Source organism: Pseudomonas sp. LAMO17WK12:I1 (assembly GCF_900177315.1).
GTDB classification, from domain to species: Bacteria; Pseudomonadota; Gammaproteobacteria; order Pseudomonadales; family Pseudomonadaceae; genus Aquipseudomonas; species Aquipseudomonas marginalis.
The window spans coordinates 249,979-273,774 of record NZ_FWZV01000002.1 but is presented as its reverse complement, the minus strand read 5'-3'; the positions used below and the strand labels follow the sequence as shown (position 1 = coordinate 273,774).

Here is a 23,796-nt window from a genome sequence, read left to right as displayed (position 1 = left end):
CGACAACACTGTCAGGGCCAGTCATGCGAGGGGCCTTCCACACCTGCCGAGGATGGGCGTGTGACAAGGGACCCTGCGAGGGTGTTGCCTGTCGCTCATGCAGATAGTGGGCCACACGCCATGGGCGAGCTGCACCCGCGGCGCCGGCCGGTTTCAATCCTTGCCGTGGAGCCCATCCATGCCGCCCACACGCTCACGGTATTGGTGCATTCAGGGTGCATTCGCGCCAAAGCAGCGCAGGCCAGTGACACGCGGCAATAGATGCAGGCGTCACTCGCACGCCCCTTCGACTGCCCGGAAAACGCCATGGTCGCAATTGGCACTGCCCTTGCTATAACTCTCCAGAGACATCGCGCCAGCTGTTTGCCCTACGCCCCCTTGGCAAGTAGGGAAGCACCTCGCGTACGACTGGATCGGACACAGCTGTCCCGCCAGATTCGGCACAAGAAGCCTGATTTCCCGACTATTGATTTAGCCGGGATGTCGGGCTTTTTTTATTCCTGGAGAGAAGTGAATGCACAACGACAAACGCCGTTTGATCAAGCATGCCCTGTTGCTGGGCGCCTTCAGCCTGTTGCCGTTTTCCCTGGTCAGCCAGGTGCAGGCAGCCGAGACCGTGAAGGTCGGCATCATCCACTCGCTGACCGGCACCATGGCCATCAGCGAGGCCTCGGTGGTGGATGCGGAAAAACTCGCCATCGACGAAATCAACGCCAGCGGTGGCGTGCTCGGCAAGACCATCGAACCGATCGTCGAGGACGGTGCCAGCGATTGGCCGACCTTCGCCGAGAAGGCGCGCAAGCTGTTGGAAAACGATCACGTTGTCGCCACGTTCGGCGCCTTCACCTCGGCGTCGCGTAAAGCGGTGTTGCCGGTGTTCGAACGCAACAAGGCGTTGCTGTATTACCCGACATTCTATGAAGGCCTGGAAAAATCCCCGGCCATCATCTACACCGGCGCCGAAGCGTCGCAGCAAACCCTGGCAGCCGTCAGCTGGTTGATGGCCAACAAAGGCAAGACCGTCTACCTCGTGGGCTCGGACTACATCTGGCCGCGCACCACCAACAAGCTGGCACGGGCGTCGGTGACCAAGCAGGGCGGATCCATCGTCGGTGAGGATTACCTGCCCCTGGGCAACATCGAGTTCTCCTCGGTGATCAACAAAATCAAGGCCGCCAAGCCCGACATCGTGCTGTCCACCATCGTCGGTGGCTCAAACGTGGCGTTCTACAAACAGCTCAAGGCCGCCGGCATCGACAGCAGCAACCAGACGCTGATGGCGCTGGCCGTCACCGAAGAAGAAGTCACCGGCATCGGCGCCGAAAACCTCACCGGTTTTCTCACCTGCATGAGCTACTTCCAGAGCCTGAAAAACCCGGTCAACGAGAAATTCGTCGCCGCCTTCAAGGCCCGCTATGGCGACAAACGCGTAGTCGGCGACCCGATGGCGGCCGCGTACACCGCCGTGTACCTGTGGAAGAAAGCCGTGGAAAAAGCCGGCAGTTTCGACGTCCCGGCCGTGATCGCCGCGTCCTCGGAGCTGACCCTCGACGCGCCTGAAGGCGAGGTCAAGGTCCACAAGGACAACCATCACCTGTGGAAGCGCGCGCGCATCGGCACCCTCAACGCCCAGGGCCAGGTTGACGTGATCTACGAGTCCACGCCCATCGAGCCCAACCCTTTCCCGAAACTGTGATGCAGGGTCGGGCGCGATCTGACTCGCGCCCTCTCCCGCCCACGCGGTCCGCCAACGTGCAGCGACAGGTAGCGACGCAATGACTTTCGATATTTTGGTGATGCAGGTCTTCAGCGGGTTTTCGCTGTTCTCGGTGTTGGTGCTGATGGCCCTGGGGCTGACCATCGTGTTCGGCCTGATGGGCGTAATCAACATGGCCCACGGCGAGTTGATGGCGATGGGGTCGTACATGACCTACGTCACGTCCGTGGTGTTTGCGCGCTACTTTCCCGACTACATGGGCTGGTATTTCGTGATCGGCATCGGCGTGGCCTTCGTCGTGACCTTCGCGTTCGGTTTCCTGCTCGAACGCTGCTTTATTCGCTTCATGTACAACCGCCCGCTCGACACGCTTCTGGCGACCTGGGGCCTGTCGCTGGTACTGCAGCAGGTGTTCCGCCAGGTCTTCGGCCCCAAGGAAGTCAGCGTGCCCACGGTGCAATGGCTGCAAGGCGCGTGGAAGATCAGCGAAGGCCTGGAACTGCCGCTCAATCGGATTTTCATCATCGGCCTGACACTGGTGATCGCCGGCGCCGTGTTTCTGTTTTTGTACCGCAGCCGCTGGGGGCTGCGCATTCGCGCGGTGACCCAGAACCGCGCCATGGCGGGGGCAGCCGGCATTAACACCGCCCGTGTCGATGCGGTCACGTTTGCCCTGGGCTGCGGGCTGGCCGGGATCGCCGGCAGCTCGTTCACCATGCTGGCCTCGACCGGCCCGGTCAGCGGCCAACAGTACCTGGTCGACACCTTCATCGTCGTGGTGTTTGGCGGGGTAGAGAGTTTGCTGGGCACCTTCCTGTCGGCCTTCGCCATCGGCCAGACGCAGATTTCGCTGGAATACCTCACCACCGGGTCCATGGCCAAAGCCATCACGCTGCTGGTGGTGATCGTGCTGCTGTTCTTCCGCCCCAACGGCTTGTTCGCCGCGAAAGTGAGACGCTGAGATGAACGACATGACTGAGACGCCCCTCACCCGCCCCAGCACCTCGACGCCGACCACGCGCCGGCTGCGCACCGGGTTGCTGCCGTTGCTCGAGCGCCACAGCCTGGTCTGGCTGTCGCTGCTGTTGCTGGTGATATTGCCCCTGAGCCTGGGCGACTTTCGCCTGGGCCTGGCCGGCAAATACCTGAGCCTGGCGTTCTGCGCCGTGGGCATGGTGATGATCTGGGGCTACGGCGGGATACTCAGCCTGGGCCAGGGCATCTTCTTTGGCCTCGGCAGCTACATGATGGCGATGTACCTGAAACTTGAAGCCACCGCCAACGACGAAGCGGCGAGCGCGCTCGCCGCCTTCTACGGCTCGGCGTTGCCGGACTTCATGATCTGGAACAGCGTCGACGCGCTGCCCTGGTGGTGGAAGCCTTTCGAGTCGGCGACATTCACCTTTGCGGCGATCCTCGTCCTCCCGGCATTGCTCGCGTTTGTGTTCAGCTACGCGTATTTCAAGAAGCGCGTGGGCGGCGTGTACTTCTCGATCATCACCCTGTCGTTGGCGGCGATCATGTCGATCATGATCATCGGCCAGCAAGGCTACACCGGCGGTGTCAACGGCCTGACCGACTTCAAGACCGCCTTTGGCCTGAGCCTGCAAACGCCTCAAACGCCCTGGATTCTGTACCTGATCACCACCCTGTTGCTGCTGGGCTGCGTGGCGTTGTGCGGGTTCATCCTGCGCAGCCGGCTGGGCAAAGTGGTGGTGGCGATCCGTGACCGTGAGGACCGCGTACGGTTTTCCGGCTACAACACGGCACTGTTCAAAGCGTTCATCTTTGCCGTCGCAGCACTGATCTCCGCGCTCGGCGGGGTGATGTTCACCCTGCAGGTCGGCCTCGCGTCGCCGTCGCTGGTGGGCATCATTCCTTCGACCGAAATCGTGATTTACGCAGCCCTTGGCGGGCGTCTGTCGCTGGTCGGTGCGGTGTACGGCACGCTGTTGATCGGCGTGGCCAAAACCTACCTGTCGGAAAATTTCGTCAACTTCTGGCAGTACTTCATCGGTTTCCTGTTCATGGGCGTGGTGCTGTTCTTGCCGACCGGGCTGGCCGGTTTGCTGCAACGCCTTGGCCACAACAAACAGGAGGTGCAGTCATGAGTGGCCTGTTGCTGAGTGTCGAAGACCTCACGGTGTCGTTCGACGGTTTCAAGGCAGTGGACAGCCTTAATTTCTATGTCGAAGAAAACCAGGTGCACGTGGTGATCGGGCCTAACGGCGCGGGCAAGACCACCCTGCTTGACATGATCTGCGGCAAAACCCGACCGAGTGCCGGCAGCATCCGTTTCAAGGACCTGCAACTGGCCAACATGATCGAGTACCAGATCACCCGCGCGGGCGTTGGGCGCAAGTTCCAGAACCCTTCGGTGTATGAAGACCTCACCGTGCGCGAGAACCTCGACATCTCGTCGCCCGGCAAACGAGGCATTTTCAACTGCCTGTTCGCCCGCAAAGACCCGGCCCTGCAAGCAGAGATCGAGCAGACCGCCGAGATGATTTTCCTGCAGGACCAGCTGGGGCGCAAAGCCGGGCTGTTGTCCCACGGGCAAAAGCAGTGGCTGGAGATCGGCATGCTGCTGATGCAGCGCCCGGAACTGTTACTGCTGGACGAGCCGGTGGCCGGCATGAGTGCAGGCGAGCGGGAAAAGACCGCAGGCCTGCTCAAGCGCATCGCCAAGGGCCGCGCCATGGTGATCATCGAGCACGACATGGAGTTCGTGAAGTCAGTGGCTGACAAAGTCACCGTCCTGCACCAGGGCAAAACCCTGGCCTACGGCTCGATGGATCAGGTGCAAAACGATCCTCGCGTCATCGACGTCTACCTGGGGCACTGAGCATGCTGACCGTCAATAACCTGAACGTGTATTACGGCGACAGCCATGTGCTGCGCAATCTCGACCTGACCCTCGCACCGGCCGAGTCCCTGGCGATCATGGGTCGCAACGGCATGGGCAAGACCACCCTGCTCAGAAGCCTGGTGGGCATGCTGCCGGCGCGCAGCGGCAGCATCACGCTGGCGGGCCGGGAACTCACCGCCAGCAAGAGCTATGAGCGGGTCGCCGCCGGGGTGGGCTTCGTGCCGCAGGGGCGGATGATTTTTCCGTACCTGACGGTGGAGGAAAACATCCTCACCGGCATGCAGGGCGCCCCTGCCGCACCGATTCCCGACTACATCTACGAGTACTTCCCGGTGCTGTTCGAGATGCGTCGACGCAAGGGCGGCAACCTCTCCGGCGGCCAGCAGCAACAGCTGGCGATTGCCCGCGCGCTGGTCTCCAACCCCAAAGTGTTGATCCTGGATGAGCCGACCGAGGGCATTCAGCCGTCGATCATCAAGGACATCGCCCGGGCCCTGAACCTGCTGAAAAAAGAACGGGGGTTTTCGCTGATCGTCTCCGAACAGGTGCTGTCGTTTGCGATGGCGGTGGCCGACCGTTACCTGATCATCGAGAAAGGCGAGTTCGTGCACAGCGAGGTCCGCGAAACCGTCGACCGCGAGCGCATCCTGCGCTACCTGACCATCTGAAACCGGACCTGGGAGCACACACCATGTTGATCCTCGACCGCATTCTGGGCCAGGCCAGCGACCCTGCCCTCGCCGACCGTTTGCATGACCTCAGCCACGCAGGCCTGGTCGAAACCCTCAGCCTGTCGGCCAGCGACATTCAGCGTCATCGCCTGCGCCTGGCCAGTGATCGCGGCACCGACTGTGCGATTCGACTGGAGCGCCATCAGCAACTGCGTAACGGCTCGGTGCTGATGCTCGACGGTCAGCGCGCCATCGTCGTGCACATGCAGGACGTGCACTTTCTCGACCTGCAACCGCGGGACGCTGCCGCAGCGCTGGAGCTGGGGTATTTCGCCGGCAACATGCACTGGGCCGTGCGCTTTGCAGGCACTGCGTTACGAATCCCGCTGAATGGCCCGGAGGCCGACTACCTCGAGCATCTTGCGCCGCTGCTCGCGGACGGCCGGGTGCTGCGCCTATGAACGCCGCACCGGCCGAGTTGCGCAGCAGCCTGTTGGCGCTGCAACAGGCCGACAGTTTTTTCCCTGGTGGTGCGGTTGCCTGGTCATGGGGCCTGGAAACGCTGGTGGCCGATGCACGCCTGGGGCAGAACGCCGCGATGACCGACCCAGTCCCTGTCAGGCGCCGTCAGCGCGGCCTGCAGAATGATCGCAGCGCTCAGGTACGGGCCTTCGTCGAAGGTCAATTGCGTCATCGCTGGAACAGTTTTGACCGGGTGTTTTTATGCGCCGCCTGGCATGCAGCGGCTGACCTCGCCACCCTGATGGACCTCGACAGTCACATCGAGGCCCTGACCCTGGCCGAGGAACTGCGCCAAGGCTCACGTCGCGTCGGCCAATCGTTGCTGGGCGTGCATGTCGCGCTCGGTACCCCCGGCGCTGCCGCTTACCAGCAACACGTGCTCGCCCGGGCAACGCCGGGGCATTTGCCGGTGTTGCAAGGGCTGCTGTGGCAACAACTCGGCATGCAACTCGAGCACTGCCAACTCACCGCCGCCCATGGGCTGTGCACCGGACTGGTCAGCGCCGCTGTGCGCCTGGGCGTAATGGGGCATGTGGATGCGCAGCGGGTACTCACCGACATCCAGCCCTTGCTGCTGCAACTGCTTGCTCAGGCGCCGCTCGCCCTCGACGACGCCAGCGGCTTCACGCCCATGGCCGAGATCGCCGTGATGCGGCACGAAACCCAGGACCTCCGTCTTTTCGCCAATTGAGGTGGCAGGCACGAAAACGCCTGCTGCCGACACAGGAGCTTGAACATGCTGCTGACGCCCACCGAACTTGAGCGGCTGACGCTGTACACCGCCGCCGAACTCTCGCGCAAACGCCGCGCCAAAGGGCTGCGCCTGAACTTTCCGGAAGCCTCGGCGCTGATTGCCGATGAAATCCTCGAAGGCGCCCGTGAGGGGCGCAGCGTGGCCGAGCTGATCGGTTTCGGCTCGACACTCCTCAACACTGACGACGTCATGCCCGGCGTGGCCGAGCTGCTGCCGGTACTGCAGGTGGAAGGTACGTTCCCCGATGGCACCAAACTGGTCACCGTGCATCAGCCGATTCGACCCGGCCGGTTGCCGTTGGCCGTCATGCCGACGCCTGGCGAAATCATCTCGCCCGAGGGCGATATACAACTCAACAGCGGTCGCCCCACGACCACCGTACGGGCCATCAATACCGGCGACCGGCCGGTGCAAATCGGCAGTCACTACCACTTTTTCGAAGTCAACAAGGCGCTGGATTTCCCGCGCGCCGCCGCCTTCGGCATGCACCTGGACATTCCTGCGGGCACCGCCGTGCGTTTTGAGCCGGGGGAGCTGCGCGAAGTGCAGCTGGTGCAATTCGGCGGCACGGGGGACATCCACGGTTTCAGCGGTTTGACCAATGGCAACCTGCACGATCCGGCCTGCAAAGCCATCGCGCTTGATCGAGCCCGCGCACAACAGTTCAAGGGGGCATGACCCATGGCAACGATGACGCGCAAGGAATACGCCGCGATGTACGGCCCCACCACTGGCGACGCGGTGCGCCTGGGGGATACGTCGCTGCTGGCCGAGGTGGAATTCGACTACGCGGTGCCCGGCGATGAATGCCTGCACGGCGGCGGCAAGACCCTGCGTGACGGCATGGGCCTGATGCCAGGGCATGACAGCGCAGACGGCGCGCTGGACATGCTGATCTGCAACGCGCTGATCATCGACCCGGTGATCGGCATCGTCAAAGGCGACATCGGCATCAAGGACGGCAAGATCGTGGCCATCGGCAAGGCCGGTAATCCGCAGGTCATGGACGGTGTCCATGCGCAATTGATCTGTGGCGTCGCAACCACCGTGCGCGACGCAGAAGGCCTGATCGTCACGCCGGGCGGGATCGATGTGCACGTGCATTTCGACTCGGCGCAACTGTGCGATCACGCGCTGGCGGCGGGCCTGACGACGCTGATCGGCGGCTCGCTCGGGCCGATTACCGTGGGGATCGACTGCGGCGGCGAATGGAACGTCGGCAAGATGCTGCAGGCCTCTGAAGCCTGGCCAATCAATTTCGGCTTTCTCGGCAGGGGCAATTCCAGCAAGCCGGAATCGCTGCTCGGCCAACTGCGCGGTGGCTGCCTGGGATTGAAGATCCACGAGGACTGGGGCGCGATGCCCGCCGTGATCGATACCTGCCTCAAGGTGGCCGATGAATACGACTTCCAGGTGCAGTTGCACACCGACACCTTGAATGAATCGGGTTTTCTCGAAGACACCCTGGCCGCCATCGGCGACCGCACGATCCACATGTACCACACCGAAGGCGCAGGCGGCGGCCACGCCCCGGACATCATCAGCGTGGCGGGAAAAGCCAACTGCATCCCCTCCTCGACCAACCCGACCAATCCGTACACCGTCAACACCTTCGACGAACACCTGGACATGATCATGGTCTGCCATCACCTTAATCCGGACGTGCCGGAAGACGTGGCGTTCGCCGAATCCAGAGTGCGTCCGCAGACCATCGCCGCCGAAGACATCCTGCACGACACCGGCGCAATTTCGATCCTGGGTTCCGACAGCCAGGGCATGGGGCGCATCAACGAGGTGATCTGCCGCACCTGGCAACTGGCCTCGAAGATGAAAGAGCAACGCGGCCGTCTACCGGAAGAAAAAACCGGATTGGGCGACAACGAACGCATCAAGCGTTACATCGCCAAGTACACGATCAACGCTGCGCGGGTGTTCGGCATCGACAGTTACATCGGCTCGCTGGAGCCGGGCAAGCTCGCTGACCTGGTGCTATGGCGGCCGGCCTTTTTTGGCATCAAGCCGGAGCTGGTGGTCAAGGGCGGGTTTATCGTGCACGGCGTGATGGGCGACTCGGCAGCCTCGCTGTACACCTGCGAACCCCTGATCATGCGCCCGCAATGGGGGGCCTTTGGTGAGGCCAAACAGGCACTGTCGGTGAATTTCGTCAATCGCCTTGCGGTGGAGGCCGATACCGCTGAGAAACTGGGCCTGAAAAAAGCCCTGTTGCCGGCCTTCGGCACCCGCACGCTGCGCAAGTCCGACATGCTGCACAACCACGCCTGCCCGGACATTCGCGTCGACCCCCAGACCTTCGATGTGTACGCCGACGGTGAGCGCCTGACCTGCGAGCCGGTCAGCGAAGTGCCCTTGGCCCAGCGCTACATGCTGCGCTGATCACAGCCAATAAAAGGAACCTGCTAATGAGCACTGCATTCAACGCCGCACCGCAGCCGCAACCCCACCCGGGCGCCGCGCGCGTCGGGATCGGCGGCCCGGTCGGCTCGGGCAAGACTCGCCTGCTGGAGCAACTGATTCCGCGCTTCATCGCGCGCGGCACCGAGCTGGCCATCATCACCAACGACCTGGCCACCCGCGAGGACGCCGAACGCGTGCAGCGCAGCGGCCTGATCGACCCACAACGGGTGCTCGCGGTGGAAACCGGCGCCTGCCCGCATACGGCGATCCGCGAAGACCCGACGCTGAACCTGCAAATGGCCGACGAGCTGGAAGCGCGATTCGAGAACCTGGACCTGATCCTGATTGAGTCCGGCGGCGATAACCTGGCCTCGACCTTCTCGTTGGATCTGGTGGATTACTGGATCTTTGTCATTGATGTCGCCGGCGGCGATGACATCCCGCGCAAACGAGGGCCCGGCGTGTTGAGCTGTGATCTGCTGGTGGTCAACAAATATGATCTGGCGCCCTATGTGGGCGTGGATCTGCCACGCATGCGTCGCGAATCAGCCGAAGCCCGCAACGGCCGGCCCGTGCTGTTCACCAACTGCGCGACGGGTGACGGGGTCGACGCGGTCGTCGACGCCATCAGCCGCGCCGTGTTGTTTGACCGACCATGAACGCGCCGCAGGAACTGTTTCGCCCGTTGATTGCACCGCCCAAGGCATCCTCGCAGGTGCAGGCCCGGATTGCCTTCAGCAAAGCGCCGTCCGGCGCCAGTTATATCAGCGAACAGCGCGTGGGCTATCCCTTTCACCTGGGCCGCACCCTGAAGCTGCCGGACGACCCGAAAGGCATGGCGGCCGTGTATGTGCAGTCGTGCTCGGGCGGGATTTTCGCAGGCCAGGAGTTGCGGATGCACCTGCATGCCGGGCCGGACACTCAAGTGCATGTCAGCACTGGCGCGGCGACGGTAGCCCACAGCATGCTCGAGCAATCGGCACGCCAGACCGTCAACCTCACTGCAGAACGCGGAGCATTACTGGAGTACCTGCCTATGGCGACGATCCTGTTTCCCCAGGCAAAACTGCACAGCCAGGTAAGGGTGAATCTGCACCCGGGCGCCAGGGTGATGCTGTGCGACGCGTTTTGCCTGCACACCCCCCAGGACAGTGCCGGCCTCTTCGATGTCTACCGCGCCGACCTGGAAGTGCGCTGCCCGGCAGGCCGTTTGCTGGCCGGCGATCGCCTGGCGCTGAACGGGCAAGACCTGCTGCGGCAATTACCGGGCGTCGGTGGTGCCTTCCAGACCCTGGCGACATTCATGCTCGTGGGTCAGGGCTTGCCTGTCGAAGCGCTGAAAACCGCATTGCGCAATGCCCTGCCCACTCACCCCGACAGCTACCTGGGTGTCAGCGCATTGCCCAACGACTGCGGGGTTTCATTACGCATCATGACCCTTGATGCCGTGTCACTGCGCAACAGCCTTCACAGAGCCTGGGCGTGTGTACGTGAGCATCTGACCGGTGTGGCACCACGTATGCGCCGCAAATGAGGAGTGACGATTGCAGCCCACGCCGGCTGACGGCGTTCAGCGATTTTCTGTTCGACCGCTGGCAGGAGGCGCCGTAGGATCAATGACCTCATTCGCCGCAGCCGATGCATCGTAGGCATCTCGAACAGCCGCTAAGTTTCGTAGGAAATTTTGTAGGTCTTGCCTATCCGCTCGACATGTGCAAATCCAAGCTCGCCAAGGTGCATACCCGCGATAAGAATCTTGTCCGAGCGCATGGACCCCTTCGTCCTGGCCGGGAGCGGATTCGATGCTGCCATCCATTTCGAGCACCCAGCGTGGACGGGTATGCGGACTCACCACCTTTTGCATGAAGTGCTGGTTCCTGTTTGTCATCCTGCATTGCTCCAAGAGAGCACAGGAGCAGCAACACTGGACATGCTTCCACGCCTGCACCGACGGCAGAACCCGGATGCCTGGCAGCGCTATTCCCTGGAAACGGGGATCCCACTTACCAATCCAGCGATTGGTGCGCGCTACGATCTTCACGGCATGTTGATCGAGGCGGCATTGGCCGGCCTCGGTGTTGCGCTGGTCCCGCGTCTTTACGTTGAAACTGAACTGGCGTTAGGACGTCTGGTCGCTCCGTGGCCAGAGGGGAAAACCATTTCCAAAACCTTCTGCCTCATCCTCCCCGAGCCCATCGCATTGAGCAGAGAGCCAATACAAGCGTTTGCTCAATGGATGCTGGACGAAGCGAAGAAAGCAACGACGGTTGAGTCGTAGGGAACCTCCTTTTGCAGGCCTGCCACCACGCTGTCCCATACGCTTTTATGTATGCATCGATGCACGCAAATTAGATACCGACCGCAACCTGGCCTTACGTACCACAGTTATATCGAGTGTGAATCAAGATCTGTGTTGAAGGTGGCGTTGTCGCCGCTCCCTCAATCGCTCCTCGTATCCAGCGCACCGCTGCGGCAGTCTCGCCAACGAAATCATGAGAGATAACATAATCCATGACGCCGGACTCAAGCATCGCCCGCGTATGAACCGTAAGCTCATGACCGACAAAAATAGGCCGATCCTCAACCGCAATGGTATCTATCGCTTGAGCAACGCCCCGATTGGCGCCGGCCACGTTGTAGATGGCTGCCGGGTAGTAGTGCTTGGAAAAATAACGCGTCAATTGCTCAGTAGTGGTATAGGGGCGATCATCGGAAATCACCCGCTCGTCGATCTTCAGATAGGGAAACTCCGAGCGAAGCACCCTGCGAAACCCCATCTCCCGCTCTTGCTGGCAGCGAAACGGCACACTGGTCACTAACAGAATTTTTGCCGGCTCCTTGGGTAACGCATTGCCTATCAGTAGCCCGGCGACACTGCCTGCCGCATATTGATCGTTGCCTACGTAAGCGCTTCGTCCGGAATTAGGCAGGTCGGTGGTCAGGCAAACGACGGGGATACCCAGGCTGCACAGTTTGCGAATCGCTCGGTTGATCGCCGGATGCTCGCGCGATACGACAATCACACCATCCGCTGAGGCACCCTCAGCCTGAACCTGATCAGCAAACGCGGCGGGATCGACCTGGTTAGTCGGTACATAGTAGCCATGTACGACGACACCAGGTGTCGAGGCGTTCACCACTGTCTCGGCGCCGGCCAGCGTCGCATTGAAGGTTTCGCCCGAGTCGCAGAATAACTTGATCTGCAACGTTGCCATGCCGTCAGCCAAATCTTTCTTTAGCTTATCCAGCGCCGCCAGCACTTTCAGACGAGTATTTTCCCGTACGCCGGGGCGGTTATTCAGCACACGATCGACGGTCGCTGCCCCGACCCTGGCCACCTTAGCGACCTGTTGAACAGTGGGGCCCTTCCATAAGCGCGCCGATGTTTGCATGGTCATATAGCCAGCCCTTTTTTGATGTTCTTTACACCATATACGCATTGCTGATGATTGTTTTCAAGAGCAATTACAGGCATCAATGCATCTTCGCATTTGAGGTGTTTTACATCATAAACCGCCTATGGCGCTGCTTGATGATTGCTTTTTCGGTGCTAATAATCGAGGCATAACAAACACAACAAACCGCCAGGATCGCCCCATGAGTAACTCGTCCCCACCGGTTGATTTCGACCGCCACGGCTACGCCGCTTGTGCCCTATTGCGCACCTCCTTTCTCAATCAACACGCTCGCGAGTTCGACGCCGCGTTGATGACTTTCGCCCATTGATAGGTAGTTGAATATGAGCATACGAATCGCCGTTATCGGCGCAGGGATTATGGGGGAAGATCACGCCCGCATCATTGCCCAGGACCTTCCGGGAGCCACTTTGCATGTGGTGTGTGATGCGTCGCCAGAGCGAGCGAAGCTGATAGCTGACCGTTATGGCGCCGCTGACGTTTCCACTGATCCACTGTTCACGCTTTCAAGGTCCGATGTCGATGCAATCATCATCGCCAGCCCGGACGAAACCCATGCGGTCCTGACCATGGCAGCCATCGATGCAGGGAAACCTGCACTGTGTGAGAAACCGCTGTCTCAAAGCCCGGACCAGTGCCTGGCGGTCATCGACAAAGAAGCCTCCCGGGGTCGCCAATTCGTGCAACTGGGCTTTATGCGCCGGTTTGACCCTTCGTACAGGGAAATGAAAAGTGCCTTGAGCGACGGCGTGATCGGTCGGGCTGTGATGATGCACAATTTCCATCGCAACGTAGAAGCTCCCGCCAACTTCAGCGGGCAAATGGCGATCAGTAACTCCGCGCCTCATGAATTCGATGTGGCACGTCACGTGCTCGATACTGAATACGTTGCCATTTCAGTGTTCCAACCCACCCACACGTCTAAGGACGGCGTCGGCGCCCCGGTATTCATGGTGCTGGAAACCCGGGAAGGCCATCTGGTGAACATCGAAATCAACAACAACGCCCATTACGGGTACGACGTCCGTGGCGAGCTGGTGGGCGAGCTGGGTTCCGTGCACCTGGCCAGCCCCGTACATGCTCGCTTCAACACCTGTCTTCAGGGTTTTGAACGGTACGCTGCCGATTGGCGGCCGCGTTTCGCCGACGCCTACCGCCTGCAGAACAAAGCATTCGTGGAGTTCATCACCACAGGAAGGTTCCCCGTCCATGCCGCGAGTGCCTGGGACGGCTATTGCGCAGCCATTGTCGCTCAAGCTGGCATCGAGGCGCTCAATCAGCGTCGCCGGGTCGTTTTGCCGACGCTGGAAGCACCGCCCCTCTACCGATCGAGAGAAGGAGCTACGTCATGAAGCTGGGATTCGTCACCGATAGCCTCGGTCACCTGCCATTGCGGGAGATGCTCAAGCAGGCGGAACGCCTGGAAGTGTCGGGCCTGGAGATCAACACCGGCGGATGGTCGACCGCACCACACTTTAACTTGGCACAGATGCTCGCCAGCGCCGACGACCGCAAGGCACTCAAACGCAGCTTCCAGGAGCACAATCTGGAAATCATTTCCCTGAACGCCAACGGCAACCCTTTGCATCCTACACAGCCCGAACAAGGCCAATGCCTCCGGGACACGATACGCGTAGCCGGTGAACTGGGAGTCAAGACCGTCTGCACCATGTCTGGCTTACCGGAAGGTCGGGCCGGCGACAGGATGCCGAACTGGGTGGTTGCCTCATGGCCTCCCGAAACCCAGACAATGCTGCGCTATCAATGGGAAGAACGCCTGCTGCCCTTCTGGAGCGAGATCGCTGACCTGGCCAAGGAAAATGGTGTGGAGCGTATCGCGTTGGAATTGCACGGTAACCAATGCGTCTACAACGTCCGTTCGCTTCTGAAACTACGCCATGCGATCGGACCGGTGATAGGCGCCAACCTGGATCCCTCTCATCTGTTCTGGATGGGCGCTGATCCGCTGGTAGCCGCCGAGGCACTGGGCGCTGCCATCTACCACGTACATGCCAAGGATACCTTGCTTAATGCGCCAGTCCAGGCCGTGGACTCACTCCTGGAAAATGGCTCATTGATGGATATCTCATCCCGTAGCTGGTCCTACATCACACTTGGATTCGGCCACGGCGAGCAATGGTGGAGGCAGTTCTGCTACCGCTTGAAAATGGCTGGCTACGATGGCTGGCTATCGATTGAGCATGAGGACGTTTTACTCAACAGCCTCGAGGGCTTGGAAAAGTCCGTAAGACTGCTAAAGAGCGTCATGCCGGTTGCCGCCAGCGATTTCAAACCCCAGTCCATCTGAATCGCACCACGAGAAAAAACCAATGTAATTCCATATTAAATCGCTCACCGCAATGGCGAGTGAGCCTCCCCATGAGTTTCAGTCAGGAATATCACAATGACAATTAATTCCTACGGAAATACGGCAGACACTTCAGCCGCCTATGTAAGTCCTGAAAAACGCCAGGCACAGCGCTACCTGCAAAAAGTGACTTGGATCGCCACGTTTGGCGGCCTGCTCTTCGGCTTCGATACCGGCGTCATCAATGGTGCCCTGCTCTACATGAAGGATGACCTGGGCCTGACGCCATTTACGGAAGGCTTGGTCGCCAGTGCCTTGTTGATCGGCGCAATGATGGGGGCGCTGTGCAGCGGTCGCTTATCAGACCTCAAGGGGCGCCGCCGTATCATTCTTTTCCTCGCCGTGCTGTTTTTTCTTGGCGCATTGGCTTGTGCGCTGGCGCCCACCCTCGATGTCATGGTGGCCGCCCGCTTCACGCTCGGGTTAGCGGTGGGCGGCGCATCGGTCGTCGTGCCGGCGTATCTTGCAGAGATGGCTCCGTCCAGCATCCGCGGTCGCATCATTACCCGTAACGAGTTGATGATCGTCACCGGGCAATTCCTGGCCTTCACCACTAACGCCACATTGGGCAATTTGTTCAGCGATCTCGATGGTGTGTGGAGATGGATGCTTGCCTTGGCAACCCTGCCAGCAGTGGCACTCTGGTTGGGAATGCTCTACATGCCCGAAAGCCCGCGCTGGCTGGCAACCAAAGGCCGCTTCAGAGAGGGCCTGGAAGTACTGAAACTAGTACGGGAAGAGTACTATGCCAAGGCTGAAATGGAGGCCATTACCCAACAGATCAGCAACGAACGATTCATCAAAAAAGGTGGCTGGCGCGACCTGTCTCAAAAGGGCGCGCGACGAATCTTTTTGATTGGCATCGGTATCGCTGTTACGTCGCAGCTGACCGGAGTCAATTCAATCATGTACTTCGGCACCCAGATCCTCACAGAAGCAGGCCTGGAACAACGTAGTGCACTGATCGCCAATGTCGTAAACGGCGTTATCTCGATTGGCGCAACGTTCGTGGGTATTGCTCTGCTGGACCGCGTGGGCCGTCGCCCAATGATGCTGCTCGGTTTCACCGGCACTACATTGTCTTTATTGTTGATTGGCCTGGTCTCAGTTTTTGTCGACCCCTCCGTTACCCGCGCCATGCTCATTCTCGGAGCCATGGCGATGTTCCTTGCCTCCATGCAAGGGCTGATCGGGCCTGCTTTCTGGGTACTTTTGGCAGAAATTTTCCCAATGCGCATCCGCGGCGGATGCATGGGTATGGCTATCGCAGCCTTCTGGTTGACCAACGTGATGATCGGCATGTTCTTTCCAACGCTGGTTGCGACAATCGGGATCGGCCAAACCTTCTTTGTATTCGTGGGAGCGGGACTTCTGTCACTGACCTTTGTCGCTGTGTGGGTACCGGAGACACGAGGCAGCACGCTCGAAGAGATTGAACAGCGGTTGTATGGTTAGACGAGATCGAGTATGACGCGCCCATGACCATGGTCAGTTTCGACGAAAAATCCCTCGACATGAAAATCGCGCAGTCGCCGGCCGACGACTCCCCCTGAACGGAACCCGCTAAAAGGATGCGTATCTTGAATCGCTTATCACCACCACCGCTGTCTGCGCTAGAAACCCAGCGCACTGTCGATTGGGCAATCATGTCACGGCGCAGCATCAGGGCCTTTTTGCCGACAGCCGTGCCCCATGAGGAAGTCGAAGCGATTCTGGATGTCGCACGCTTCAGTGCCTCGGGTGTGAACATGCAGCCCTGGCAGGTGCACGTTGTAACCGGTGAAGCGAAAGAGCGCCTGTCAATGGCCATCAGCGCGATCGACAACGACCCACGACTCAGCAGCGATATGCAGGAGCCCTACGCCTACTACCCGAACGAATGGATCACGCCTTACATCGATCGCCGGCGCAAGGTGGGTTGGGACCTCTACGGGCTGCTTGGGATTGCCAAAGGTGAAAAACAACGCATGCACCAACAGCACGGGCGCAATTACCGGTTCTTCGACGCGCCGGTTGGCTTGCTGTTTACCGTGGACAACGTGTTGGAGCAAGGCAGCCTTCTGGACTACGGCATGTTTTTGCAAAACATCATGCTGGCGGCACGCGGGCGGGGGTTGCACACGTGCCCGCAGGCCGCCTTCCTCAAATACCACAACGTCATTTCAGAAATGTTGAGCATTCCCGCCGACCAGATGCTGGTGTGTGGCATGAGCCTTGGCTATGCCGACCCCAAGGCCGTTGAAAACACTCTGGTAACAGCCCGGGAACCGGTCAGCGCTTTCGCCGTTTTTCACCATAATAATAAGGAGACCCAGCCATGATCAGTGGTGCATACGCAGCCAGGGCATCGGCGTCGGGCCATTGGGCGTTTTGCAGTAGGGACTTGAACACATACAGACGATTGCGACGGGTCAGGTGTTCTTCGCAGGCCACCAGCCGGGGATCGGCTGCGGGGTGCCACGCACGCTGACGAAAGCCCTTGGCCAGCAACGGCCGGCTTCGAAAAAGTCGATCACACCAGTGCCGTTGCGAACTTGGAGGATGACAAACAAGTGCGCCTGCATTACTACCCGGAAACCGAAGCCCTGCTCAAACAGCAGACCGGCGCGGTGAAGGTGGTGATCTTCGACCATACGATTCGCGTCGATGACCCCGGCCGGAAGCCCGTGGCCTGCGCAAGCCGGTGCCCGTTGCCGCCCAGGTGATCCTGGCCTGGCAGACCATTCCCTGTCGCCAATCCAGCCTCAGCCTGTTGCCGGCGTCGGTGATTTGCGTGGGCCGTATCGAGGCCGGTGACCGCCACAACATCATCCCCGCCGAAGTGCGCCTGAAAGGTTCGATTCACACCGTCAGCGATGAACAGCGTGAGGACGTGTTGCAACCCATTCGCCGGGCTTCCAGGTGGATGACCCGAGCCTGGCGGTGGGGATCCGGGCACTGAGTCGGATGACGTTGAGCTACATGATTGACGCTCCTCGGTTGTCGCCCTAGGGTCCGGAACGGTGAATTCAGACCGCGCTGCGGTTATATCCATAGCAATAAAGGATATTGGTATATACCAGATCACTCCCTTATAAATCGCTTCCATCAAAACACGTTGGACTGGAGTGGCAAGCGATGGTGTCGGTAAAGGTAATGCTCGAGTACTTCCATCCCTGGCCGAATTCGGCGGGTTTGTACCTGGCGCGGGAGCGCGGCTGGTATGAAGAGCTGGGCCTGGATGTGGAATTGGTGGTGCACGACCCCTACCGTGGCGACACCCTGCAGCACCTGCTGGCCGGTGCGGCGGATTTTGGCGTATTTCCCAGCAACCGCCTGCTGGTGCGCCGTGCCCTGGGCCAACCGTTGCAAGGCATCGCGGCGATCAACCATGCGGGCCTGGAGTCGATCCAGACCCTCACCGATTCCGGCATCCGTCGCCCGCGAGACCTGGTCGGCAAGCGCCTGGCCCTCAACCCGACACCACGTGGCCTGGCCATGGTGCGCCACTTGGTGAGCCGCGACGGAGGTGACTTCGACGCGGTGATCCTGGTGGACAGCGGTGTGCGCGAACTGCGCCCCGAGCAGCTCGCCGAAGGTATCGCCGACGCCAGTTTTGGCGGTTACTGGGCCTGGGAAGCGTTGATGCACAGTCCTATCGAAGCGGCGCGCCGCGTGGTGTTGCCGGTGGACGACATCGGCGCTCCGGCCTATCACAGCTACCTGCTCGGCACCCACGAACGCACCCTCGCCGACAAACCTGAAGTGGTGCGTGACTTCCTCGCGGCCACCGCCCGCGGTTACCTGGCCGTGGCGCAGGATCCGGCGATTGCCCTCGCCGCCTACGAACACACCACGCCGTATTTCCCGGCCGAATTGCTAAGTGCCTCGCTGCATAAAATCGCCCCGACCTGGCTGCATGAAGGCCGCTGGGGTGAGCAACGCCAGGCGCTGCTGGCACCCTACGCCGAATGGCTGCACGAGCATGCGGTGCTCGACGATCCGCAGGTGTGGCAAGGCGCAACCAGCAACGCTTATCTGCCCGAGGTGAGCGCATGAACCCCCAACGCACCGCTCACGGCCTGGGGCTGGAGCCGGTTGCCGCCGATTGGCCGGCCCTGCACGAAACCGACATCGCACACCTGCTGCGGGAGTACCCGCAACTGGGTCCGCTGCATAGCCTGCATTGGCATAGCCCACGGCCGTTTTCCGCCGCCGGATTGATCACCACCGGTAACGCGACGCTGTTCGTCAAACGACATCACCAACGGGTGCGCCAAGCCGCGTGGCTGCAAGAAGAACACCAACTGATCGCCCACCTGCATCGCCGGGGCGCGCCGGTGGCGGCGGTAGTGCCGAATCGACATGGCGCGACGGCCACGGTGCAAGGTGAGTGGACCTATGAAGTGCACCACGTTGCCAAGGGCCTGGACCTGTACCGCGATGCGCTGTCGTGGTCGCCGTTCCAGAATCTTCAGCATGCCTTCGCCGCCGGCCAGGCGTTGGCGCGTTTGCATCAGGCCGCCGAACACCACGACGCGCCCCGACGCCGGACCCATGTGCTTCTGGCCAACGCACGGCTGATCGAACAGTCTGCGCCCCTGGAAGCCATCGCCAACATCGCCAGCCCTTACCTGGCAGGCAAGGATTGGCGAGCCCAACTCAGCGAACTGTTGTTGCCGTGGCACAACGCGTTGCACCCGTTGCTACGTGAACAACCACCGTTGTGGACTCACAACGACTGGCACGCCTCCAACCTGTTATGGAATGCTGATGGCAGCGTTTCGAGCGTGCTGGATTTCGGCCTGGCCGACCGCACTTTCGCCCTCTTCGACCTGGCCACGGCCATCGAACGCAACACCATACCCTGGCTGGAACTGGACACTGGCGGTGCGGCTCGCGCCGATCTCGACAGCGTCGATGCGCTGCTTGCCGGTTATCACCAGGTGCGCCCGCTGGGCGCGAAGGATCTACATACCCTCAGCGCCTTGCTGCCGTTGGTGCATGTAGATTTCGCGCTGTCCGAAGTGGCGTATTACCAGGATGTGGTGGGCTCCACGGCCAGTGCAGATGTGGCGTACTACAGGTATCTGCTGGGCCATTTGCGCTGGTTTGCCGGGCTGCAAGGGCAACGTCTGCTCGGCCATATCCGACGGAAAACCGTATGAGTATTCTGGTCGATAGCCAATGGCTGCAGGCGCATCTGGACGACCCTGGAGTAGTGGTGCTGGATGCCACCGTCGTGCTGCCCTCACCCGAGTTCGATGACGATTACCGCGTCGATAGCGGTTACGACGGCTGGTTGCAGGCACATATCCCAGGCTCGCGGCATGCCGACCTCTTGACTGAACTGGCGGACACCCAGGCCAGCTTCAGCTTTGCCTTGCCGCGCCCCGAGACACTGGTGAGCGCCCTGGCAAACCTTGGCGCAGGCAAAGAAAAAGCCGTGGTCATCTATGACCGTGCCGACGGCTTCTGGGCCGCACGGTTGTGGTGGATGCTGCGTGGAGCAGGTATCGACGCCAGGGTGCTGGATGGCGGTTTCAACGCCTGGCGTGAAGCCGGTCTGCCCGAACACAGCGGCTCTGCCAAGCCGATAACGCCTGTGTCCCCTTGGTCAATCAACCCACGCCCAGAGCTATGGATTGACCGCGGCGGCGTAGAAGCAATCGTCGCTGGCAACGCACGGGGACAACTGATCTGCGCCCTCGGCGCGGCCCTTTTTGAAGGTACCGCTGCCACCCGCTACGCCCGACGCGGGCATATCCCCGGCAGCCTTAACCTGCCGGCCCGCCTGCTGTTCGACGCCCACGGCCGCTACCTGCCCAAGGATGCCCTGGCCCTGGCGATTGGCCCCACGCTGCTGCACAGCGAAGGCCCTTTGATCCTGTATTGCGGCGGCGGTATCTCCGCGGCTGCCAACGCGCTGGCCCTGACCCTGCTGGGTCGCCAGGACATCGCGATCTACGACGGCTCCTTGCAGGAATGGGCCGCCGACGCACGTTTACCAATGACTACCGGAGCAGCTCCGGCCTGACGCCACTTTCGGCGAATTCGGCTTTTTCATCACGAACTGGCAACCCGTCCGTTGCGCAGCGCTGGGCCCCTTTGCGCCCGATAAAGGCGTACGGCAATGGCCGGCAGACCTTTGGAGCGCTCTTTATATGGCTACACCTTACCGTCACACGCTGCTCGCCCTGAGCATCACCCTCGCCGCTGCGGCGGCCCATGCCCAGGATGCGACGCTGGGCACCGTTACCGTCGTCGGCCAGGAAACCACCGACTATCAGGCAAAAAAAGCCGCCGTGGCCGGCTTCGATAACGCGCCGTTGCTGGACACCCCGGCGTCCGTCGCCGTGATCACCGAAGCGCGCCTGAAAGACCAGCAGGCACGCCTGCTCAGTGAGGTGTTGAAGAATGACGCCTCGGTGGGCGACAGCTATGCGCCGGTCGGCTACTACGAGAATTTCGTGATCCGTGGCTTCGCCCTCAACCCGGCCAGCAGCTACAAGATCAACGGTCGCACCATCACCGGCGAGCAGAACGTGGCGCTGGAGAACAAGCAGCAAGTGGAAGTGCTCAAGGGCCTGGCCGGTTTGCAAAGTGGCGTCTCCGAGCCCGGCGGACTGGTCAACTACGTGAGCAAGCGCCCGGAAAATGTGCGCTCGGTGACGGTGTCGACCAACGAACAGGGCGAGCGTTACCTGGCCACCGACATCGGTGGCTGGCTCGGCACCGAGCAGCAGGTGGGCGTACGCATCAACCTGGCCCACGAAGACATTCGCTCCTACGTCGACCACGCCGACGGCAAGCGCGACTTCGCCTCGTTGGCGCTGGATTGGAACATCAGCCCCAACGCCCTGCTGCAACTCAACGCCGAGTACCAGGACCGCGAGCAGCGCTCGGTGCCGGGCTATCAATTGCTCGGCGGCACCGAGGTGCCGCATCACGTTTCGCCCAAGGACCTGCTGGCGTACCAGAGCTGGTCGAACCCGGTGGGGATCCGTTCCCTGAACCTCGACGGGTTGTTCGAATACCGCTTCAACGACGCCTGGAAGGCCAGCTTCAGCGCCTCCCGCAGCCGCGTGGTGATCGACGACTACAGCACCTTCGCCTGGGGTTGCTACGGTGCCGCCAGTTGCGCCAATACCGCTGTGCCCAACCACTTCAGCGCCGAGGGCGATTATGACATCTCCGACTACCGCAGCCCCGACGACACCCGCCGCAACGAAGAGGCCCAGGCTGCACTCAATGGCCAGTTCGACACCGGTTTCCTCAAGCATGACCTGACCTTCGGCACCACCGCGTTCCGTCGCCTGGTGGACCGGCGCACGTCGGTCAACGCGTACATCGGCGAGGGCAATATCTACCAGCCGTCACCGGTACTGGAACCCTACGACGGCCCGCTTGGCCACACCTACCGGCGCCTCGACAGCCGCCAGTACGGCCTGTTCGCCAGCGACCGCATCAGCTTCAACGAGCAGTGGCAAACCATCCTCGGCGGGCGCCAGGTACGCCTCGATGAAGAGACTTACAACCAGGCCGGCGCCACCACTCGGCACACCCAGCGCAGCGTGTTCCTGCCCCAGGTGGCGCTGATCTATAAACCGCGCCCGGACACCTCGTTGTACGCCAGCTACAGCAAGGGCCTGTCCCTGGGTGGCGAGGCCGCGTGGTTCAGCAGCAACGCCGAGGAGGTGCTGCCGCCGACCACCTCGCGCCAGCTGGAGGTGGGGGTCAAGCGTGACTTCCAGCGCCTGAGCCTGACCGCGGCGCTGTTCCAGATCACCCAGGATTTGCAATACAACCGACCGAACGACGACGGCACCATCACCTTCGTGCAGCAAGGCAAGCAGAAAAATGTGGGCCTCGAATTGTCCGCCAACGGCCACCTGACTTCCGACCTGCAAGTGTCGGCCAGCGTTGCAGCGATCCGCGCCCGGGTCAGTGGCAGCGGCACCGACGACTACGACGGCCACCAGGCAATCAACGTGCCCAAGCTGCGCGCCAGCCTGCACGGCGACTACAGCATTCCCGGCGTCCCTGGCCTGGCCTTGCTCGGCGGGGTGCAATACAGCGCGAGCAAATACGCCAACCGCGAAGCTACGGTGAAGGTCGACGACTACGCGGTGTTCGATGTGGGCGGTCGCTACAGCACCAAGGTGGGCGATTACGCCACTGTGCTGCGCCTGACTGTCGACAACCTGTTCGACAAACGCTACTGGCGCGATGTGGGTGAATCCGCAGGCGACGGCTACCTGTTCCTGGGTGCGCCGCGCACGGCGCGATTGTCCGCCACCGTCAATTTTTAAGGCCGAGCGTTACCCTGGCCGACCAGCTCAAGCAACAGGCGTTGCACCTGGAAAATTGGTTTTTGAGAGAACCCTATGTCGCCACTCGAAATCGTCGCCGTACTCTTCAACATCGCCGGGGTCTGGCTCACCGCACAACGGGTGCGCTGGTGCTGGCCCGTCAGCGTGGTCGCGGTGTTGTTGTATGCCTGGATCTTCTTCGATGTGAAGCTGTATTCGGACATGCTCCTGCAACTGGTCTTTGCCGTGCTGCAAGGCTATGGATGGTGGCGCTGGAGCACCGGCCGCGTTAATGCCGGCAAGGTGCGGGTGGAACGCCTGCCGCTTCAGGAAGCGTGGCGGCACGTGCTCGCGGGCGTGATCGGAGCCGTGGCCCTGGGTGCGGTGATGCACCACTTCACCGACGCCGCCCTGCCCTGGCTGGATTCGCTGCTCACGGCCTTCAGCCTGGTCGCCAGCCTATGGGCGGCGCGCAAGTACGTGGTCAGTTGGTGGCTGTGGATCGTGCTGGACGCGGCCTATGTGGGCTTGTTCCTGTACAAGGACCTGCAACTGACCGCTGCGCTGTATGCCGGTTTTGAGCTGCTGGCCGCCTACGGTTTGCGTGCCTGGCAACGTGACCTGCAGCAGCAGGAGCATATAACCAAAGTGTCGGCTAACAGCGTTTAATATCATTAAACACAAAGCATTTATCACGTTTAAATATAAACAAACGCCCGGCTGTTCTTAGGCAGCAGACCTGCCCCCGCGTGTCCCCCAACCTTTTTTCCTGC

Annotated in this window: 25 protein-coding genes; 23 read left to right on the top strand and 2 right to left on the bottom strand. The window is 61.1% G+C overall.

Annotation, left to right across the window (positions count from 1 at the left end; translation table 11 throughout):
* The first annotated feature begins 514 nt into the window (after window positions 1-514).
* The 12 genes from urtA (at window position 515) to B9N88_RS03820 (ending at window position 11,226) form a co-directional block, all read left to right on the top strand.
* Entirely contained in the window at window positions 515-1,696 is a 1,182-nt protein-coding gene (gene urtA, locus B9N88_RS03875) for an urea ABC transporter substrate-binding protein (protein WP_027603390.1), read from the top strand.
* A 79-nt stretch (window positions 1,697-1,775) separates the two neighbouring features.
* Window positions 1,776-2,678 (top strand): urea ABC transporter permease subunit UrtB, encoded by a 903-nt coding sequence (gene urtB / locus B9N88_RS03870; RefSeq protein ID WP_027603389.1) that lies wholly within the window; start codon window positions 1,776-1,778, stop codon window positions 2,676-2,678.
* 1 nt (window position 2,679) lies between these two features.
* The gene (gene urtC / locus B9N88_RS03865; RefSeq protein ID WP_027603388.1) at window positions 2,680-3,828 is read left to right on the top strand and encodes an urea ABC transporter permease subunit UrtC; all 1,149 of its coding nucleotides are present in this window, start codon (window positions 2,680-2,682) and stop codon (window positions 3,826-3,828) included.
* On the top strand, window positions 3,825-4,562 hold the full coding sequence (urtD, locus tag B9N88_RS03860) for an urea ABC transporter ATP-binding protein UrtD (RefSeq protein ID WP_027603387.1): 738 nt from the start codon (window positions 3,825-3,827) through the stop codon (window positions 4,560-4,562). Before urtC ends, urtD begins: the two co-directional genes overlap by 4 nt.
* Before the next feature lie 2 nt (window positions 4,563-4,564).
* Entirely contained in the window at window positions 4,565-5,254 is a 690-nt protein-coding gene (urtE, locus tag B9N88_RS03855; protein WP_027603386.1) for an urea ABC transporter ATP-binding subunit UrtE, read from the top strand.
* A 23-nt stretch (window positions 5,255-5,277) separates the two neighbouring features.
* On the top strand, window positions 5,278-5,718 hold the full coding sequence (gene ureE / locus B9N88_RS03850) for an urease accessory protein UreE (RefSeq protein ID WP_027603385.1): 441 nt from the start codon (window positions 5,278-5,280) through the stop codon (window positions 5,716-5,718).
* Window positions 5,715-6,470 carry an urease accessory protein UreF gene (locus B9N88_RS03845; protein WP_027603384.1) on the top strand — a complete coding sequence of 252 codons (756 nt, stop codon included), beginning with the start codon at window positions 5,715-5,717 and terminating at the stop codon, window positions 6,468-6,470. The genes ureE and B9N88_RS03845 overlap by 4 nt, the downstream gene beginning before the upstream one ends.
* A gap of 45 nt (window positions 6,471-6,515) precedes the next feature.
* Window positions 6,516-7,211: an urease subunit beta gene (locus B9N88_RS03840; RefSeq protein ID WP_027603383.1), complete on the top strand. Its 696-nt coding sequence runs from the start codon at window positions 6,516-6,518 to the stop codon at window positions 7,209-7,211.
* A gap of 3 nt (window positions 7,212-7,214) precedes the next feature.
* On the top strand, window positions 7,215-8,927 hold the full coding sequence (ureC, locus tag B9N88_RS03835; RefSeq protein ID WP_027603382.1) for an urease subunit alpha: 1,713 nt from the start codon (window positions 7,215-7,217) through the stop codon (window positions 8,925-8,927).
* Between the two features lie 26 nt (window positions 8,928-8,953).
* Window positions 8,954-9,607, top strand: coding sequence for an urease accessory protein UreG (gene ureG / locus B9N88_RS03830; protein WP_027603381.1), 654 nt, complete (start codon window positions 8,954-8,956; stop codon window positions 9,605-9,607).
* Window positions 9,604-10,482, top strand: a complete 879-nt coding sequence (locus tag B9N88_RS03825) for an urease accessory protein UreD (RefSeq protein ID WP_081744358.1) — start codon at window positions 9,604-9,606, stop codon at window positions 10,480-10,482. The genes ureG and B9N88_RS03825 overlap by 4 nt, the downstream gene beginning before the upstream one ends.
* Window positions 10,483-10,704: 222 nt before the next feature.
* On the top strand, window positions 10,705-11,226 hold the full coding sequence (locus B9N88_RS03820; RefSeq protein ID WP_227432273.1) for a LysR substrate-binding domain-containing protein: 522 nt from the start codon (window positions 10,705-10,707) through the stop codon (window positions 11,224-11,226).
* Window positions 11,227-11,320: 94 nt separating this feature from the next.
* Here B9N88_RS03820 and B9N88_RS03815 read toward each other — a convergent pair whose 3' ends face one another.
* Window positions 11,321-12,346, bottom strand: a complete 1,026-nt coding sequence (locus B9N88_RS03815; protein ID WP_027603379.1) for a LacI family DNA-binding transcriptional regulator — start codon at window positions 12,344-12,346, stop codon at window positions 11,321-11,323.
* A 199-nt stretch (window positions 12,347-12,545) separates the two neighbouring features.
* Between B9N88_RS03815 and B9N88_RS32835 the strand changes: the two genes are divergently transcribed.
* The 5 genes from B9N88_RS32835 to B9N88_RS03790 all read left to right on the top strand — a co-directional run bounded on the left by B9N88_RS32835 (window position 12,546) and on the right by B9N88_RS03790 (window position 17,053).
* On the top strand, window positions 12,546-12,674 hold the full coding sequence (locus B9N88_RS32835; RefSeq protein ID WP_256221047.1) for a hypothetical protein: 129 nt from the start codon (window positions 12,546-12,548) through the stop codon (window positions 12,672-12,674).
* A gap of 13 nt (window positions 12,675-12,687) precedes the next feature.
* Window positions 12,688-13,716, top strand: a complete 1,029-nt coding sequence (locus tag B9N88_RS03805; RefSeq protein WP_027603377.1) for a Gfo/Idh/MocA family oxidoreductase — start codon at window positions 12,688-12,690, stop codon at window positions 13,714-13,716.
* Window positions 13,713-14,672 (top strand): sugar phosphate isomerase/epimerase family protein, encoded by a 960-nt coding sequence (locus B9N88_RS03800; RefSeq protein ID WP_027603376.1) that lies wholly within the window; start codon window positions 13,713-13,715, stop codon window positions 14,670-14,672. The genes B9N88_RS03805 and B9N88_RS03800 overlap by 4 nt, the downstream gene beginning before the upstream one ends.
* A 96-nt stretch (window positions 14,673-14,768) precedes the next feature.
* On the top strand, window positions 14,769-16,187 hold the full coding sequence (locus B9N88_RS03795; RefSeq protein WP_051429288.1) for a sugar porter family MFS transporter: 1,419 nt from the start codon (window positions 14,769-14,771) through the stop codon (window positions 16,185-16,187).
* Window positions 16,188-16,303: 116 nt separating this feature from the next.
* Window positions 16,304-17,053 (top strand): nitroreductase, encoded by a 750-nt coding sequence (locus B9N88_RS03790; protein WP_092359230.1) that lies wholly within the window; start codon window positions 16,304-16,306, stop codon window positions 17,051-17,053.
* Window positions 17,054-17,143: 90 nt separating this feature from the next.
* Here B9N88_RS03790 and B9N88_RS32830 read toward each other — a convergent pair whose 3' ends face one another.
* Window positions 17,144-17,365, bottom strand: a complete 222-nt coding sequence (locus B9N88_RS32830) for a response regulator (RefSeq protein ID WP_256221046.1) — start codon at window positions 17,363-17,365, stop codon at window positions 17,144-17,146.
* Between the two features lie 50 nt (window positions 17,366-17,415).
* Between B9N88_RS32830 and B9N88_RS03780 the strand changes: the two genes are divergently transcribed.
* The 6 genes from B9N88_RS03780 to pnuC all read left to right on the top strand — a co-directional run bounded on the left by B9N88_RS03780 (window position 17,416) and on the right by pnuC (window position 23,692).
* The gene (locus B9N88_RS03780; protein WP_027603373.1) at window positions 17,416-17,673 is read left to right on the top strand and encodes a peptidase dimerization domain-containing protein; all 258 of its coding nucleotides are present in this window, start codon (window positions 17,416-17,418) and stop codon (window positions 17,671-17,673) included.
* Between the two features lie 176 nt (window positions 17,674-17,849).
* Window positions 17,850-18,770 (top strand): ABC transporter substrate-binding protein, encoded by a 921-nt coding sequence (locus B9N88_RS03775; protein ID WP_027603372.1) that lies wholly within the window; start codon window positions 17,850-17,852, stop codon window positions 18,768-18,770.
* Complete coding sequence (locus tag B9N88_RS03770) at window positions 18,767-19,879, top strand: phosphotransferase (protein WP_027603371.1); 1,113 nt, start codon at window positions 18,767-18,769, stop codon at window positions 19,877-19,879. Before B9N88_RS03775 ends, B9N88_RS03770 begins: the two co-directional genes overlap by 4 nt.
* Complete coding sequence (locus B9N88_RS03765; RefSeq protein WP_027603370.1) at window positions 19,876-20,748, top strand: sulfurtransferase; 873 nt, start codon at window positions 19,876-19,878, stop codon at window positions 20,746-20,748. Before B9N88_RS03770 ends, B9N88_RS03765 begins: the two co-directional genes overlap by 4 nt.
* A 127-nt stretch (window positions 20,749-20,875) precedes the next feature.
* Window positions 20,876-23,023: a TonB-dependent siderophore receptor gene (locus tag B9N88_RS03760; protein WP_027603369.1), complete on the top strand. Its 2,148-nt coding sequence runs from the start codon at window positions 20,876-20,878 to the stop codon at window positions 23,021-23,023.
* Window positions 23,024-23,098: 75 nt separating this feature from the next.
* Window positions 23,099-23,692: a nicotinamide riboside transporter PnuC gene (gene pnuC / locus B9N88_RS03755; RefSeq protein WP_027603368.1), complete on the top strand. Its 594-nt coding sequence runs from the start codon at window positions 23,099-23,101 to the stop codon at window positions 23,690-23,692.
* Window positions 23,693-23,796 lie beyond the last annotated feature (104 nt).